The sequence below is a fragment of the Enterovirga sp. CN4-39 genome, assembly GCF_049446235.1.
Classification (GTDB): domain Bacteria; phylum Pseudomonadota; class Alphaproteobacteria; order Rhizobiales; family Beijerinckiaceae; genus Enterovirga.
Genome location: NZ_JBMSEF010000008.1, coordinates 234989 through 249511, shown reverse-complemented (window position 1 = coordinate 249511; position 14523 = coordinate 234989). Strand labels below are relative to the sequence as shown.

11 protein-coding genes and 1 pseudogene are annotated in these 14523 nt (G+C 71.1%); 2 read left to right on the top strand and 10 right to left on the bottom strand.

Annotation, left to right across the window (positions count from 1 at the left end; translation table 11 throughout):
* The 4 genes and pseudogenes from ACO2SS_RS15470 to ACO2SS_RS15455 form a co-directional block, all read right to left on the bottom strand.
* A pseudogene (locus ACO2SS_RS15470) lies at positions 1–1266 on the bottom strand (hypothetical protein); the annotation flags it as partial.
* Between the two features lie 183 nt (positions 1267–1449).
* Complete coding sequence (typA, locus tag ACO2SS_RS15465; protein WP_423278569.1) at positions 1450–3273, bottom strand: translational GTPase TypA; 1824 nt, start codon at positions 3271–3273, stop codon at positions 1450–1452.
* 147 nt (positions 3274–3420) lie between these two features.
* Positions 3421–4743 carry a TAXI family TRAP transporter solute-binding subunit gene (locus ACO2SS_RS15460; RefSeq protein WP_423278568.1) on the bottom strand — a complete coding sequence of 441 codons (1323 nt, stop codon included), beginning with the start codon at positions 4741–4743 and terminating at the stop codon, positions 3421–3423.
* A gap of 94 nt (positions 4744–4837) precedes the next feature.
* The gene (locus ACO2SS_RS15455) at positions 4838–5725 is read right to left on the bottom strand and encodes a sterol desaturase family protein (protein ID WP_423278567.1); all 888 of its coding nucleotides are present in this window, start codon (positions 5723–5725) and stop codon (positions 4838–4840) included.
* Between the two features lie 140 nt (positions 5726–5865).
* Here ACO2SS_RS15455 and ACO2SS_RS15450 point away from each other — a divergent pair, with 140 nt between their 5' ends.
* Positions 5866–6744, top strand: coding sequence for a creatininase family protein (locus ACO2SS_RS15450; RefSeq protein WP_423278566.1), 879 nt, complete (start codon positions 5866–5868; stop codon positions 6742–6744).
* A gap of 4 nt (positions 6745–6748) precedes the next feature.
* Here ACO2SS_RS15450 and ACO2SS_RS15445 read toward each other — a convergent pair whose 3' ends face one another.
* From ACO2SS_RS15445 to htpX, 6 genes are all read right to left on the bottom strand, one after another.
* The gene (locus ACO2SS_RS15445) at positions 6749–7783 is read right to left on the bottom strand and encodes an acyltransferase family protein (RefSeq protein ID WP_423278583.1); all 1035 of its coding nucleotides are present in this window, start codon (positions 7781–7783) and stop codon (positions 6749–6751) included.
* A gap of 151 nt (positions 7784–7934) precedes the next feature.
* Positions 7935–8411 carry a CAP domain-containing protein gene (locus tag ACO2SS_RS15440; RefSeq protein WP_423278565.1) on the bottom strand — a complete coding sequence of 159 codons (477 nt, stop codon included), beginning with the start codon at positions 8409–8411 and terminating at the stop codon, positions 7935–7937.
* A gap of 75 nt (positions 8412–8486) precedes the next feature.
* A complete protein-coding gene (purH, locus tag ACO2SS_RS15435; protein WP_423278564.1) occupies positions 8487–10079 on the bottom strand; it encodes a bifunctional phosphoribosylaminoimidazolecarboxamide formyltransferase/IMP cyclohydrolase in 1593 nt (530 codons plus the stop codon).
* 13 nt (positions 10080–10092) lie between these two features.
* Positions 10093–11889, bottom strand: a complete 1797-nt coding sequence (locus ACO2SS_RS15430) for a heparinase II/III family protein (protein ID WP_423278563.1) — start codon at positions 11887–11889, stop codon at positions 10093–10095.
* Positions 11890–11978: 89 nt separating this feature from the next.
* Positions 11979–13250 carry an RsmB/NOP family class I SAM-dependent RNA methyltransferase gene (locus tag ACO2SS_RS15425; protein WP_423278582.1) on the bottom strand — a complete coding sequence of 424 codons (1272 nt, stop codon included), beginning with the start codon at positions 13248–13250 and terminating at the stop codon, positions 11979–11981.
* A gap of 65 nt (positions 13251–13315) precedes the next feature.
* On the bottom strand, positions 13316–14227 hold the full coding sequence (htpX, locus tag ACO2SS_RS15420; protein ID WP_423278562.1) for a zinc metalloprotease HtpX: 912 nt from the start codon (positions 14225–14227) through the stop codon (positions 13316–13318).
* A gap of 21 nt (positions 14228–14248) precedes the next feature.
* On the opposite strand from htpX, the gene ACO2SS_RS15415 reads away from it, so the two are divergent.
* Positions 14249–14500, top strand: coding sequence for a DUF1674 domain-containing protein (locus ACO2SS_RS15415; RefSeq protein WP_423278561.1), 252 nt, complete (start codon positions 14249–14251; stop codon positions 14498–14500).
* Positions 14501–14523: the final 23 nt, after the last annotated feature.

The following is a 14523-nucleotide window of genomic DNA, read 5'->3' as shown; positions in this document are numbered from 1 at the left end:
CTTCTGGGCCTCGGCTGCGAGCCGGGTGCGCTCGGCGTCACGGGCGGCCAGCTCGGCCTTGCGCTTCTCTTCGCCCTCGATCCGGGCGGCTTCGCGCTGCTCGCGCGGTGTGAGCTTGCGCTCGGCGGCGGCCTGTCCGGGCTGGCTCGGGGCGGCGCCCGGAGCCGCTCCATCGGGCACCGTGATCGTCACGGGGCCGGGCGTCGGCGCTGTCCCCTGGAGAGACGTGACGGTGACGCGGTCGCGGTTCTCGTTCGGCGACAGCCCCGCGGCGGTCGGGGAGCCCGCGGGCCCAAGCGTCGTTCCGGCCGCGGCTGCGATCGCGGCCGGCGCCGCGCCGTCGAGCACGGGCGTGGCGCCGTGCGGCACCGGTTCGGCGGGCTTGAGCTCGGCCAGGGGAGTGGGCGCGGGCGACAATGTGGTGGGCGCCGCGGGCGATGCGGCGGCAGGGGGCGCGACCGGCGCGACGTGCTGGGCCGCGAGCAGGGTAGAGGCTGCGACCTCGCCCGGCGCGGCAGGCTTGGCGGCTTGGCCGGCGGCCTGCACGGCCGCTTCGTTCCGGTCCCGGTCCGGGAGGCTGCGCCGCGCCGTGCCTGACGCCATCTTCGCGGGCTCGACCGGTGCCGACGGCCGACTTCCCTCCATGGCGGGCGGCGGGGCGGCGGGCGTGCTCCGGCCCAGCACGGCCGTGATCGCGGGCTGCGCGGATTCGGATGGCTCGCCGGACGTGGCTTGTGCCGGATCTGCCGGCGGCACCTTCGCCAGGTGGGTCCGGTCGATCGGTATCACGCGCACGTTCCGGGCCGGAGGTTCACTCCGCTCCACGGGCGGCTTCTCGGCGCGCGTGACCGTGATCGGCTCGAACGGCTTTCGCGGCCTCGCGCCCTCCGCCGGCTCGTCCGGCGCCTGCGCCTCGGGCATGCGCTCGGCGCGGGCGAGCACGGGGGGCGGGCTGGCGGCGGGCTCCTGATTGCGGGTGGCGCTGCCCGTCTCGGCCACGGTGACTTCGGCGGGAGACGGCGCGGCAGGAGGCTGCGCCCTGGCGGGTGCAACAGCGGCCGTCGCCTGCGCGAGATTCGGCTTTGGGCAGTCGCGCTGAACGTAGGGGAAGATCCGGTCGTCGCAGCCGGACGATCCAGCCGTGGCCCCGCCGGGCTGGGGCGTGCCGCCGCCGAAATGGGCGATGCCGGCCGTCAGGAGAACGCCAGCGCTCACCACCGCCGTCACGGTCAGCACGATGCTGACTGGGCTCGTCGAGCTGCTCATCTCACCGCCTCAACAAGAGTTAAGGAAGTGTTACTGCATCGGCTACGAAATGCCACCGAGAAGTGAGGCATGGCCCCCCGGCCTTCCGGGCCGCTCGGCGGATCCGGCAGCCCGGAGGGAGAGCGCCGGGGGAGGCTCGAAGTTCCCGGCGCCGCGCAGCGGCGTGCTGCCGCTGGCCCGGCCTTACGCGGCCGCTTCCTTGGTGCGCTCGGCGCGCTTGCGGTCGTTCGGATCGAGGATCGCCTTCCGGAGGCGGATCGACTTCGGCGTGACCTCCACGAGCTCGTCGTCCTGGATCCAGGCCAGCGAGCGCTCGAGGGTCATCCGGATCGGCGGCGTCAGGCGCACGGCCTCGTCCTTCGAGGTCGTCCGGATGTTCGTCAGCTTCTTGCCCTTGAGGACGTTGACCTCGAGGTCGTTGTCCCGGGTGTGGATGCCGATGATCATGCCCTGGTAGACCTTCCAGCCCGGCTCGATCACCATCGGGCCGCGATCCTCGAGGTTCCACAGCGCGTAGGCGACCGCCTCGCCGTTGTCGTTCGAGATGAGGACGCCGTTGGTCCGGCCCGCGATCTCGCCCTTGTGCGGCTCGTAGGCCTTGAAGAGGCGGTTCATGATCGCGGTGCCGCGCGTGTCCGTCATGAGCTCGGCCTGGTAGCCGATCAGGCCGCGGGTCGGCGCATGGAAGACGAGACGGAGGCGGTTGCCGCCCGAGGGCCGCATCTCGATCATCTCGGCCTTACGCTCGGACATCTTCTGCACGACGATGCCCGAATGCTCCTCGTCGACGTCGATCACGACCTCTTCGATCGGCTCGAGCAGGTTCCCGTCCTCGTCCTTCTGCATGACAACGCGGGGACGCGAGACGCCGAGCTCGAAGCCCTCGCGGCGCATCGTCTCGATGAGGATGGAGAGCTGCAGCTCGCCGCGGCCCGAGACGAAGAAGGAATCCTTGTCGGACGCCTCCTCGATCTTGAGCGTGATGTTGCCCTCGGCCTCCTTGAACAGGCGGTCGCGGATCATGCGGCTCGTGACCTTGTCGCCCTCCGTGCCGGCGAGCGGCGAATCGTTGACGATGAACGACATGGTGACGGTCGGCGGGTCGATCGGCTGCGCCTGGATCGGGGTGTCGACCGACGGGTCGCAGAAGGTGTCGGCGACCGATCCCTTCACGAGCCCGGCGATGGACACGATGTCGCCAGCCTCGCCGACCTCGATCGGCTGGCGTTCGATGCCCCGGAAGGCGAGGATCTTCGAGACGCGGCCGGTCTCGACCACGTTGCCCTGGCGGTCCAGCACCTTCACGGTCTGGTTCGGCTTCACCGTGCCGGACGCGATGCGGCCCGTGATGATGCGGCCGAGGAAGGGATTTGCCTCCAGCAGCGTGCCCAGCATGCGGAACGGGCCGGGCTCGACCTTCGCGGGCGGGACATGCTCCAGCACGAGGTCGAAGAGCGGGGCGAGGCTGGCCTCCGCCGGCTGCTCCGGCGTGGTGGACATCCAGCCGTTGCGGCCGGACCCGTAGAGGATCGGGAAGTCGAGCTGCTCGTCGGTGGCGTCGAGCGCCGCGAAGAGGTCGAAGACCTCGTTGATCACCTCGGTCGCGCGGGCGTCCGGGCGGTCGACCTTGTTGATGGCCACGATCGGCCGGAGGCCGATCTTCAGCGCCTTGCCGACGACGAATTTCGTCTGCGGCATCGGGCCCTCGGCGGCGTCGACCAGGACGATCACGCCGTCCACCATGGAGAGGATGCGCTCCACCTCGCCGCCGAAATCGGCGTGGCCGGGCGTGTCGACGATGTTGATGCGGGTGTCCTTCCAGACGACGGAGGTCGCCTTGGCCAGGATGGTGATCCCGCGTTCCTTCTCCAGGTCGTTCGAATCCATGACGCGTTCCGCGACGCGCTGGTTTTCCCGGAACGAGCCGGATTGCTGGAGCAGCTTGTCGACGAGGGTCGTCTTGCCGTGGTCGACGTGCGCGATGATGGCGATGTTTCGGAGGTTCATGTGTCTCGAGCGGTCCGCGTGCAACGGCCGGCACGGGCTCCTGCAGGCATGCAGAGTCCAGGCGAACGCAGCTGACGATGTGATGACGCTGCGCTGCACATAATACGTCTGGCGTCTTGCGGCAACGGGCCGCGTGAGAGAGCCGGCCTATTCGGCCGCCGGCGCGAGGAGGGGACGCGTGCGGCCGAGGGTGCGGCGGCGCTCCGCGATGGCCTGGCGGGCCTGTTCCAGCCCGAGCGTGAAGGCGGAGACCCCGTGCTGGTCGAGGCGCCCGGTTCCGGCATGGCTCAGCGCGACCCCGAGGATGTCGTCCGCCTCCCGTTCCAACTCGTCCAGCTTCGAGAGGCCCTCGGCGCTCCGCGCATGCCGGACGATCTCGAGCAGCCGGTCCAGGAGGCCGAGCGTGCTCGACCGCTGGTGGCTGGAGGCCTGCGAGGCCAGCCAGGCGAGGCCGGAGCCGAGGATCGAAAGCCCGAACAGGCCCAGGTAGAACCAATCGCTGTAGCGGTCGAAGAAGCTCAGGACCTCGTCTTCGTAATAGGCGCTCGCCCCGGGATGCACCGTCAGGGTGGAAGGCCCGTTCTCGAGTTCGGGCGCCTCGATGCGGTTGGCCAGCGGGATCTCGCGGGCGATCACCGGCCGCAGCGTGAAGAGGAGCCGCGTCAGCTCCGACACCTCAGCGTCCGGCAAGGAGGTCGCGGCCACCAGGACGTGGTTGACCCCGAGAGTCTTGACCGTCTCGGACGGCCGCGGCGGCGTGCCCCCGAAGGTGCCCGGGACGATGTCGAACGTGTCGTGATACGGGGAGGGCTGGGCGATCGCCTCGGCCTCGTTCACGGCGAGGAAGACCGGCCCCGCCCCGTCCCCCGCCATCGTGACGGCCGAGACGGTTGCGGACACGGTCCGGCCGTTCACCGTTCCCACCGCGAGCACGGCGTCGATCTGACCCGACCGGAGGGCCGCCTCGATCTGCTCGGGCCCGTCCAGGAGGACCGTCCGGACGCCCTCCTTGGGCACTTCGTAATGCGACAGGAGGAGCTCGAGCAGGCGCAGGTTCGCCGGCATCCGGCGGACGACCCCGACCGTGCGGCCCCTGAGGTCGGAGATGGTCGCGATGCCGCGGGACGGCGGGGCCACGATGGTGATCGCGTCCCGGTGCATGATGGCGACCGCCTGGGCCCGCTCGGGCATGGCGACATCCGTCCGCACCACCGCGAGATCCGCCCGGTCCTCGTCGACGGCCCGGGCGCTTTCGGCCTCGCCGTCGGTCGGGACGATCTTGAGGCGGAGCGCCTCGTGCTCTCGGACCAGATACTGCCCGGCCGCGGCGATCAGCCGGGCGTCCTCGCTGGCCAGCGGGCCGACGGCGACGCGCAGGACCGTCGGCGCGAGGACGACGCGCCACGCGACCAGGCACAGGCCGAGCATGAGCAGCACGGCCGCCAGACTGAGCAATGTGGTGCGCCGCATGCCTCCGCGCCCTTACGGCAGCATCAAACGCAGCAAATAAGGCAGAACCCTGGCTGGTTCCGCGCTACTTTTCACCACACGGCAAGGTGAAAGCTCAGCGCGCGGGCAGAACCTCGGAAGTGCCTGCCTGGGCGACGCTCTCGGCTTCGCCGTTCTTCCTGAACGGATAGAGCATCTGCGCTGCAAACCCCTCCGGGAACTGCTTGTCGTCGACCCCGTAGCGGTCGGGGAGCTCGCCCTTGGGCATGTAGAAGGTGCCGAAGATCAGGTCGAAGACCGGGAAGGTCGGCGCGAAGTTCTTCGATCCGCCCCGCTCCGGATCGGTGTGGTGCCAGCGGTGGAAGACGGGCCCGGCGATGACGTAGCGGAACGGCCCGAGGGTCCAGTCCAGATTGGCGTGCACGAAGGCCGACATCGCGACGTTGAAGGGCCCGAGATAGACCAGCACCTGCGGCGAGATGCCGAGCAGGAGGAGGACGGCGTCGGCCAGCACGCTGTGGAAGAAGATGTTGATCGGGTGGAACCGCGTCGCCGAGGTCCAGTCGAGATGCTCGGGCGCGTGGTGGATCGCGTGGTAGCGCCAGAGCGACGCGCCGTGGAAGAGCCGGTGCGTCCAGTACATCATCAGGTCGGCCAGGATCAGGAAGGCCGCGACCTGCCCCCAGAAGGGAAGCCCGGACAGCGGCCCGTGCCCGCCCTCGAAGAAGCTGCCGAGATTTTCGGGTCCGACCTGGTAGATGTAGAGCGCCCCGATCGCCAGGAAGAAGACGCGCATCCAGCTGCCGACGAGCGGCAGCGCGAACATGAAGACGAAATCCGTTACCAGGCCCGGCTTGCGCCACCAGGGCACGCCCCTGTTGCAGGGCTCCGCGACCCAGTGCAGCACCGTGAACACGCCGGCCAGCACGAGCGTGGCCGGCAGGATGTGGAGGACCGTGCCCCAGACGTGCTGGGCGACGGGCAGGAGATAGGCCTCGACCATGGGGCGGATTGTCGTGGATCACCCGTTAACGCCCGGCTGATCCGATCGCGAGGACGCGCAGCAATTCCGCTTCGAGGGGTTCGATTCACCCATCGTTAACCGGCATGGCCGCTCGATCGGTGCTTGCGGCCCGGAACCCCATGTCGACCATTCCCCTCCAGAACGCGGCGGCGCGGCGCCAGCGTCGGCTCTTCGCCCTCGCGGCCTGCTTCGCGCTGGGCGGAATGGTTGCGCTTGCGCCCCGCAGCCTGACCGCGCCGCTGCCGGCCGAGGTCGAGATCGCCGAGCTGACCTGGGTCGAGGTCCGGGGCTTCCTGGAGCATGGCTACACGACCGTCATCGTGCCGTCCGGAGGGCTCGAGCAGAACGGGCCGCATCTCGCGATCGGCAAGCACGACCGCATCGTGGCCTATACGGCGAGGCGCATCGCGACGACGCTCGGCCGCACGCTGGTGACGCCGGTCGTATCCTTCGTGCCCGAGGGCGGCCATGATCCGGCGACGGGCCACATGCGGTTCCCGGGCACGATCGGGGTCAAGCCGGAGGTCTATGCCGGGACGCTCGAGGGCATCGCGCGCTCGCTCAAGGCGGCCGGCTTCCGGACGATCTGCTTCATCGCCGACCACGGCGACAGCCTTCCCGTGCAGAACGCCGTCGCCGAACGGCTTTCCCGCGAATGGGCCGGGGAGGGCGTCAAGGCGATCAGCGTGAGGGATTATGGCGCAGATCCCGCGCAGCTCGCATGGCTCAGGTCGCAGGGCGAGACCACGGGCAGCATCGGCCGGCATGGCGGGATCCAGGATACGTCCGAGCTGCTGGCCGCCCATCCGGCCGGCGTGAAGCTCGAGCGCTGGACGGACCGCCCCGTCTGGTCGGAGCAGACCGGGTCGGATGGCGACCCGACGCGCGCATCCGCCGAGCGCGGGGCGAAGCTTCTCGAGATGAAGATCGCGGCGGCGGTCGACGAGATCAGGGCGGCGCGGGGCGAGCTCGCGCTGCGCGGCTCGACCGCCGACTAGCCGGTCACTCGGCGGCCTGGAGCCGCACGCCCCGGCGCGGCGGCACGATATGCGCCCAGGCCGGCCGCCGGAACAGGAAGGACAGCGGCGTGCGGCGCACGAGCCCCTCGAGCACCAGCGGCGCGACGATCGCGACGATCAGGACGACGAGCGACACGATCCCGACGTCCTGGATGATGCCGGTCTTGATCAGGATGGTGCGGGTCGCCGCCATCGGCAGGAAGAAGGCGAGATAGATGGCGATCGAATTCTGGCCGCAATAGCGCAGCGGCTCCGCCGCCTGGCCGGCCTTGCGGGTGAGGAGCGAGGCCGCCGCCACGATCGCGACGGCACCCGCGAGCCCCAGGAGAAGGCCGACGAGCGGCAGTTCCGCCAGGGTCGGGAAGGCCGGGACCGGGCCGGGCGCGAAGGCCAGCACCCCGTTCACGACGGCCCAGAGCGCGATGCCGAGCAGCGCCGGCCGCGGGTTGGCGGAAGCCCAATCCGCGAGGCCGAAGATCCGCCCGGCCAGGAGGTAGCCGGCCAGGAAATAGACCCAGCGCTCGCAGAACTCGTCGACCACGAGCCAGCCCGTCTCGATGGGCAGGATCTGCAGGACCGCCGCGCCGGCGAGGAGGACGTTCGGCGAGACGTGCCGCAGCAGCTTCGTGACGACGGAGAAGACCGCCAGGAGATAGATGAACCAGAGCGTCGAATAGGGCTCGTAGAGCCCGTGCGCGAGGTGCTGGAAGAAGCCGAGCGGCGAGCCGCCCGAGACCTGGCCGTATTTCGCGGCCGACTGGAGCACGAGCCAGAGCAGGTAGAAGTAGAAGAAGTGGACGACGCGCTTGTCGGCGTAGCTCCGCCAGTCGCGCGCGATCACCCGGCCGAGGAAGAGCCCCGAAACCAGGAAGAAATCCGGCATCCGGAAGGGTTTGGCGAAGGCGACGACCCAGTGCATGAAGCCTTCGCGGCCCATCTCGGCCCCGACCCCGAGGGTCGCATGCATCATCACCACGAGGATGATGCAGATGCCCTTGGCGGCATCGACCCACGCGATGCGTGCGCCGTCCGGATCCGGCCGGTCGGAATCGGCCGCCGCGGCCGGTCGCGTGTCGCCCCGACGGGCATAGGTCACCACGTCCATGGGCGCGAAGGATAAAGGTTCAATCCTTCAGGGAATGTTGCCGTGATCCCGCAATGTCGGGCGGCTACTGCGCGAGGACGAGCGCCCAGTAATGGCGGTAGCCGTGCTGCGGGCTGTCGGCGCGGGCGAGCCCGATGCGGCGCGCCTGCGGCATGAGCAGGTTCTCGTTGTGGCCGGGGGAGGCCTTCCAGCGCGCGATCGCGCCGGCGACGTTGTCCGAACCGGCCGACAGGTTCTCGGCCGAGTGCCCGCCGATCTTGAAGCTCGCCATCCGGGTCGCGAAGGCTCCGTGCGAGAGCTTTCCGGCCTCCGCGACCGCACGGGCCTGGTGCTCGGCGGCGCCGTTCAGGGCGGTGTCGGCCACCACCGGGCCGAGCCCGCGCGCCTTGCGGTATTCCGAGATCAGGGCGGCCGCCTGTGCGGCGTCGCGCGTGGTGGTCGTGACCTTGTCCGATGGGACGACCTTGGTCAGGTCGTCCCCGGCGCATTGGGCGAGAAGCGGCGCGAGGGCGAGCGCCGCCAGGATCGTCTTGAGCTTCATGGCCGAACCGCTGGAGGGACGCGTTCCTTTGTTCCGAAAGGTGGCGGCTCCATGGCCAAGGAAGCGTAAACGCCGTCAGTGCCGGAAGTGGCGGTGTCCCGTGAAGACCATGGCGAGCCCGGCCTCGTCGGCGGCCCGGATGACCTCCTCGTCCCGCATGGAGCCGCCCGGCTGGATCACGGCCGTGGCGCCGGCCTCCGCGGCCGCCAGGAGCCCGTCCGCGAAGGGGAAGAACGCGTCTGAGGCGACGACCGAGCCCTTGGCGAGGCTCTCGGGCAGGCCGGCGGTCCTGGCGGCTTCGGCGGCCTTCCAGGCGGCGATGCGGGAGGAATCGACCCGGCTCATCTGGCCGGCCCCGATCCCGACCGTGGCGCCGTCCTTGGCGTACACGATGGCGTTCGACTTCACGTGCTTGGCGACCCGGAAGGCGAAGCGGAGGTCGCCCAGCTCCTCGTTCGTGGGCGCGCGCTTGGTGACAACCTTCAGGTCCATGTCGTCCACCACGGCATTGTCCCGCGACTGGGCCAGGAACCCGCCGGATACGGTGCGGACCACGAGGCCGGAAGAGCGCGGATCCGGGAGGCCGTCCGTCAGGAGAAGGCGCAGGTTCTTCTTCGCGGCCACGATGGCGATCGCCTCATCGGAGGCGTCGGGCGCGATGATCACCTCCGTGAAGATCTCCACGATCTTCCGCGCGGCCTCGGCATCGAGCGTCCGGTTCAGGGCCACGATGCCGCCGAAGGCGGAGACCGGGTCGCAGCGCAGCGCCTTCTCGTAGGCGTCGAGCAGGCTTTCGCCCTCCGCGACGCCGCAGGGATTGGCGTGCTTGATGATCGCCACGGCGGCCGAGCGGGCCGGGTCGAACTCGGCCACGCATTCGAAGGCGGCGTCGGTATCGTTGACGTTGTTGTAGGAGAGCTGCTTGCCCTGCACCTGGCGGGCGGTCGCGACCCCCGGCCGCGCCTCGGGGCCGCGGTAGAAGGCCGCCGATTGATGCGGGTTCTCGCCGTAGCGCATCGCTTCCGCGAGGGTGCCGCCGATCGCCCGGAAGGCGGGGGTGGCCTCGCCGATCTGGCCGGCCAGCCAGTTGGAGATCGCGGCATCGTAGGAGGCCGTCCGCGCATAGGCGGTCTGGGCGAGGCGCTTGCGCAGCGTCAGCGTGACCGAGCCGTCATGGTCCGCGAGGTCCGCCAGGATCGCGTCGTAATCGGCGAGGTCCACGACCACGGCGACATCCGCATGGTTCTTGGCTGCAGCCCGGATCATGGCGGGGCCGCCGATATCGATGTTCTCGACGCAATCGTCATAGCCCTTGCCGGCCGCGACGGTCGCCTCGAAGGGGTAGAGGTTCACGACCAGGAGGTCGATGCTGGGGATGCCATGGGCCAGCATGGCGGCCTGGTGCTCCGGGTTCGACCGCACGGCCAGGAGGCCGCCATGCACGGCCGGGTGCAGCGTCTTGACCCGGCCGTCCATCATCTCCGGAAAGCCCGTCAGCTCCGAGACCTCCTGCACCTCCAGGCCGGCCGCCACGAGGGCCGCATGGGTGCCGCCCGTGGAGACCAGCTCGACGCCGCGCTGGGCCAGCGCCTGCGCGAAGGGCACGAGCCCGGTCTTGTCGGAAACGGACAGGAGGGCGCGGGTGATGCGCCGGAGATCGCTTGGCATGGCTTAACTCTGGTCAGGATTGCGGCGCGGTCTCGGCGGCCGCAGGCTCAAGTGACGCTTCGGCGGCTTGCTCGGCCGCCTGCGGGTGCCTCTCTAGCACACGTTCGAAGCTCCAGCGGATTGTCGTCGGCGCATCCTGCGCGGGCGGCGGAAGCCGGAGGACGATCTGGGTCGTCGGGCGCCGGCCCTGCGGCCCGCCGAAATAGATGCTTTCCTCGAGGGTCGGCGCGACATCCTCGCTCAGGAAGCGCCACACCTCGCCGCCGGGGCCGAGCGTCAGCTCCACCGCCGTCGCCGAACTGGGCCGCGGCAGGACGTTGGGGTGCAGGTGGAACCGGATCACCGGCGCGGGCGGACGCTCGCGATGCCGGCCCGTCCCGAGGACGCGGTCGGTGCCGTCGAGCCGCGCGCCGCCGGGCCGGAGGCGCCACTCCCTTTCGTGCGTGACCCCGAAGCGCGGCTCGTAGCCGTCATGCCGGGCCGTGCACGCGATCGAGCCGTCCGGCTCCGTCTTCTTCTCCACCCGGACCACGGCGGGGCCGCGCGCCAGGACGGGCCCGAGCTGCCGCTGCACGAAGCGCGCGACCTCGCCCCGGGCATCCTCGAGGAAGAGGCCGGACGAGACATCGCCGAGCTCGAGCGTGGAATGGGCGGCCGTCCGGCGCGCCGCCGAGCGGGCGGGGCCGGGCGCCGCGGACGAGCCGACATTCACCACCACGGGGACGCCCTGGGCGGTCATCTCGAAGGAGAGGCAGCCGGCATGGGCCGATGCCGAGGAATCGAGCGGCGGCGCCGGCCCGGTATCGGCGATCACGACCAGCCCGGCCGCGTCCAGCCGCGCATAGCCGGATTGCTCGGCATGGCTCGGCGGCGCGCCGCGGACGCTGTCGTAGGAGAGCAGGGTCGCGACCTGGTCGACGGGGGTCGGCCCCATGCCGTTGAAAAGCGCGAGCTCCCGGCCGCCCCCGCGGAGATAGCGCAGCATGGGCATCATGCGGTCGATCGCCCGGCCGAGCGCCTCGGGCTGCTCGATCGAGCGGCTGGAATAGAGCAGGCGGAGCGGCAGGAGGTCGAGCAGGAGCTCGACGAGGATTCCGGGGTGGCGGCTGATGTGGCCGCCATCCGGCAGGATCTGCGCATCGAGCTCCGTCGCCAGGAGGCGGGTGGCCCGTTTCAACCGGTTCTCGAGCCCGCCGCAGCAGAGCGCGGCGTAGCTGAGGGCGATCGCGGCATGGAGACGGTCGAGCGGGACCCGGGCGGCGAGCGCATCGCCTTCCAGCTCGGCCGCGCCGCGGCCGATCGCCCGCAGGAACGAGGCGTAGAAGGCCGGATCCGCGCCGTTGAGGACGAGCGGCGACTGGCACAGGAAGGAGATGACCCGCCGCGCCACGACGCGCGGCTCGCGGGCGACGCCGCGGGCGAGTTCATGCCGCCGCGGACCGACCGCCTCGCCGACCAGCGCGCGGGCATTTTCGCGGGCGAGGGGCGTGTCGGCGGCGCGCAGGTGCCTCAGCCAGGAGAAGCCGTAGAGGGCCCGCGCCCATTCCGCCGTCGGCGGCTCCAGCTCGAAGGGCGAGCGCCCGCGCGTCTCCACGTCCCGGCCCGCGAAGGTGAAGAGGCCGGAATAGATGTCCTGCGCGACGGTGGGGTCGCTGGTCCGGAGGTCCTGGGGCGCGAAGAGCAGCCGCTCCGGCCTGGACACGCGCCAGGCCGCGCTGCGCGCGGTGCGGCGAAGCCAGAGGATCGGCACGCGGCCCGCCTCTTTCAGGGCCAGACCGTAGAGCCGCCAGCGATCGGCTGCCCAACCCAAACGCTAATCCCGCTTGACCGGGCCCTGAGGAAGGCTGGGGCCCGCGTGAGTGAGGTGCGGCTGAGACAGCCACACTCTCCCATGGCGCATCAGCCGGGCTTGCGCGAGACCCGGAACGCGAAAAACCCGTCCAATCCCCGGCCGATGCTGTCCGGGAGGCCCGTCCCGTCGGGCAGGGTCCGCAGATCGCCCTCGGCCGTCACGGCCTGGGACCCGAGGCCCGTCTCGTCCCGCCCGATGGCCTGCCTCTCGAAATCGGGGTGCCGGGCCAGGAAGGCGGCCGCCTGCTCCTCGCCCTCTTCCGGCTCGAGCGAGCAGACGCAATAGACGAGGCGCCCGCCGGGCCGCACCAGCCCGGCCGCATGGTCGAGCAGGCGGGCCTGCAGGCCGGCGAGGCTCGCGAGGTCGCTTTCCTTCTTGGTCCAGGCGACGTCCGGGTGCCGCCGGATCGTGCCGGTGGCCGTGCAGGGCGCATCGAGCAGGACCGCATCGAAGGGCTCGGCCTCGAAGGCGAGCCCGTCGCGGCACACGACCTCGGCCCGGAGCCCGAGGCGCGCGAGGTTCTGCCGGAGCCGGTTCAGCCGCGGGGCGGAGCGGTCCACGGCCGTGACCTCCGCGCCGGCCGCCGCGAGCTGGGCGGTCTTGCCGCCCGGGGCGGCGCAGAGATCCAGGATGCGCTCGCCGGGCCGTGGCGCGAGCAGCCGGGCCGGGATGGCGGCGGCCGCATCCTGCACCCACCATTCGCCGGCCTCGAAGCCCGGGAGTTCGGGGATCGCCGTCTTGTCCTCGAGCCGGATGCTGCCGGTCGGCAGCAGCGTGCCGCCGAGCCGGTCGGCCCAGCCCTCGGGATCGCTTTTGATGCTGATATCGACCGTCGCCCCCTCGCGATGGGCCCGGGCGATGGCTGTGGCGCGCTCCGGCCCGTAGGTCCGGGCCCAGCGCTCGGCCAGCCACACGGGAGCGTCCTCGAGGGGCGAGACCTCCTCGGCCAGGATGTCGTCCCGCTCGCGCGCGACCCGGCGCAGCACGGCATTCGCCACGCCCGTCAGGTGCCGGAGCTTCGGGTCGCGGCGGGCGAGCTCGACCGACAGGTCGACGGCCGCATGGTCGGGAACCTTGAGAAACAGGATCTGCGCCGCGCCGGTCGCGAGAAGCGCGAAGGAGCGCTCGTCGGCCGACAGCCCCTTGGAGAGCCGCGCGTTCAGGACCCGGCCGAGCGTGCCGAGGCGCCGGAAGGTGGTGACCGCGATCGCCCTCGCCAGCGGATCGGTCTCGCCGCTCCGGGCCAGCACGTCGTCGAGCGTGGCGCCGCCGCGAAGCACCTCGGCGACGCTCGCATAGGCGGCGCGGCGTGCCTGCATGCCCGGCGGATCGGACGGCGCTGCGGCCGGCTTCTCGTCGCGTTGCGGGGGACGGCCCGCGCGCCTCACCGCCACGGGTTCGTCCGGGCGGACCGGCCCCAGGGCGAGCGGCGCGCGCCGACGGCGGGAGGGTGGCCGGAGCCCGACCGGGCGAGGTCCTGGAGGGCGGCGATCCGGTTTTCGGTCGCGGGATGTGTCGAGAACAGGTTGTCTACTCCGCCCGCGGTCAGCGGGTTGATGATGAAGAGGGGCGCGGTCGCCGGGTGGCGTTCCGCCTCCACGTTCACGATGCGCCGGGCGCTCTGGTCGATCTTCGCGAGGGCCGAGGCGAGCCAGAGCGGGTTGCCGCAGATCTCCGCGCCCGCGCGGTCGGCCTCGTATTCGCGCGACCGGCTGATCGCGAACTGGATGATCATCGCTGCAATGGGTGCGAGAAGGGCGGTGGCGATCACGACGATCGGATTGGTCCGCTCGCCCCCGCGCCCGCCGAACATGAAGCCGAACTGCGCCAGTGTCGAGATGGCGCCCGCCACCGTGGCCGTCACCGTCATCAGCAGCGTGTCGCGGCTGCGGATATGGGCGAGCTCGTGGGCGATCACGCCGGCCAGCTCCTCCCGGCTGAGCGCGTGCAGGAGCCCGGTCGAGACCGCGACCGCGGCATTCGCCGGATTGCGGCCCGTCGCGAAGGCGTTCGGCTGCGCGCTCTCGATCACGTAGACCCGCGGCATGGGCAGGCCCGCGCGCGACGCGAGCTGGCCGACCATCGCGACGAGATCGGGCGCGGAGCGCGGATCGACCTCGACGGCCCCGTGCGCCGACAGCGCGAGCCGGTCCGAGTTCCAGAAGGCGAACAGATTCGTGGCGGCCGCGAAGCCGAGCGCCATGACCATGCCGGTCGTGCCGCCGAGCGCATAACCGACCACGCCGAACAGCGCCGTGAGCCCCGCCAGAAGAACCCATGTCTTGACGGTGTTCATCCCGTCCTCCACCTCCGTAGAATGACCGATATCCCTGCCGTGAATGTGGGAATTGAAGGGGGGGCGCGACAAGACGCACCACTCGGTGCCGCCCACGGAAAATCCTTGAGCGAGGCCGCGAGGCGCGCCCTCGCCGAGGCAGCCGAGCGGCGGGCCGAAGTGGACCGACGGGCCGCCGAGATCGCCCGGAACCCGGAGCACAACGGTCGCGGCGGCCTCGAGCCCGTCCGCTACGACGACTGGGAAATCGGCGGTCGCGCGATCGACTTCTGAGCGCGCGCCGTCATGATTGCGGG

Bases quoted from the DNA above. Each gene is read 5' to 3' on its own strand.
- ACO2SS_RS15455 (WP_423278567.1), bottom strand. From the start codon at position 5,725: ATGGTCGAGGCCTATCTCCTGCCCGTCGCCCAGCACGTCTGGGGCACG.
- htpX (WP_423278562.1), bottom strand. From the start codon at position 14,227: ATGAACACCGTCAAGACATGGGTTCTTCTGGCGGGGCTCACGGCGCTG.
- ACO2SS_RS15450 (WP_423278566.1), top strand. From the start codon at position 5,866: ATGTCGACCATTCCCCTCCAGAACGCGGCGGCGCGGCGCCAGCGTCGG.
- ACO2SS_RS15415 (WP_423278561.1), top strand. From the start codon at position 14,249: ATGACCGATATCCCTGCCGTGAATGTGGGAATTGAAGGGGGGGCGCGA.
- purH (WP_423278564.1), bottom strand. From the start codon at position 10,079: ATGCCAAGCGATCTCCGGCGCATCACCCGCGCCCTCCTGTCCGTTTCC.
- ACO2SS_RS15460 (WP_423278568.1), bottom strand. From the start codon at position 4,743: ATGCGGCGCACCACATTGCTCAGTCTGGCGGCCGTGCTGCTCATGCTC.
- typA (WP_423278569.1), bottom strand. From the start codon at position 3,273: ATGAACCTCCGAAACATCGCCATCATCGCGCACGTCGACCACGGCAAG.
- ACO2SS_RS15440 (WP_423278565.1), bottom strand. From the start codon at position 8,411: ATGAAGCTCAAGACGATCCTGGCGGCGCTCGCCCTCGCGCCGCTTCTC.
- ACO2SS_RS15425 (WP_423278582.1), bottom strand. From the start codon at position 13,250: ATGCAGGCACGCCGCGCCGCCTATGCGAGCGTCGCCGAGGTGCTTCGC.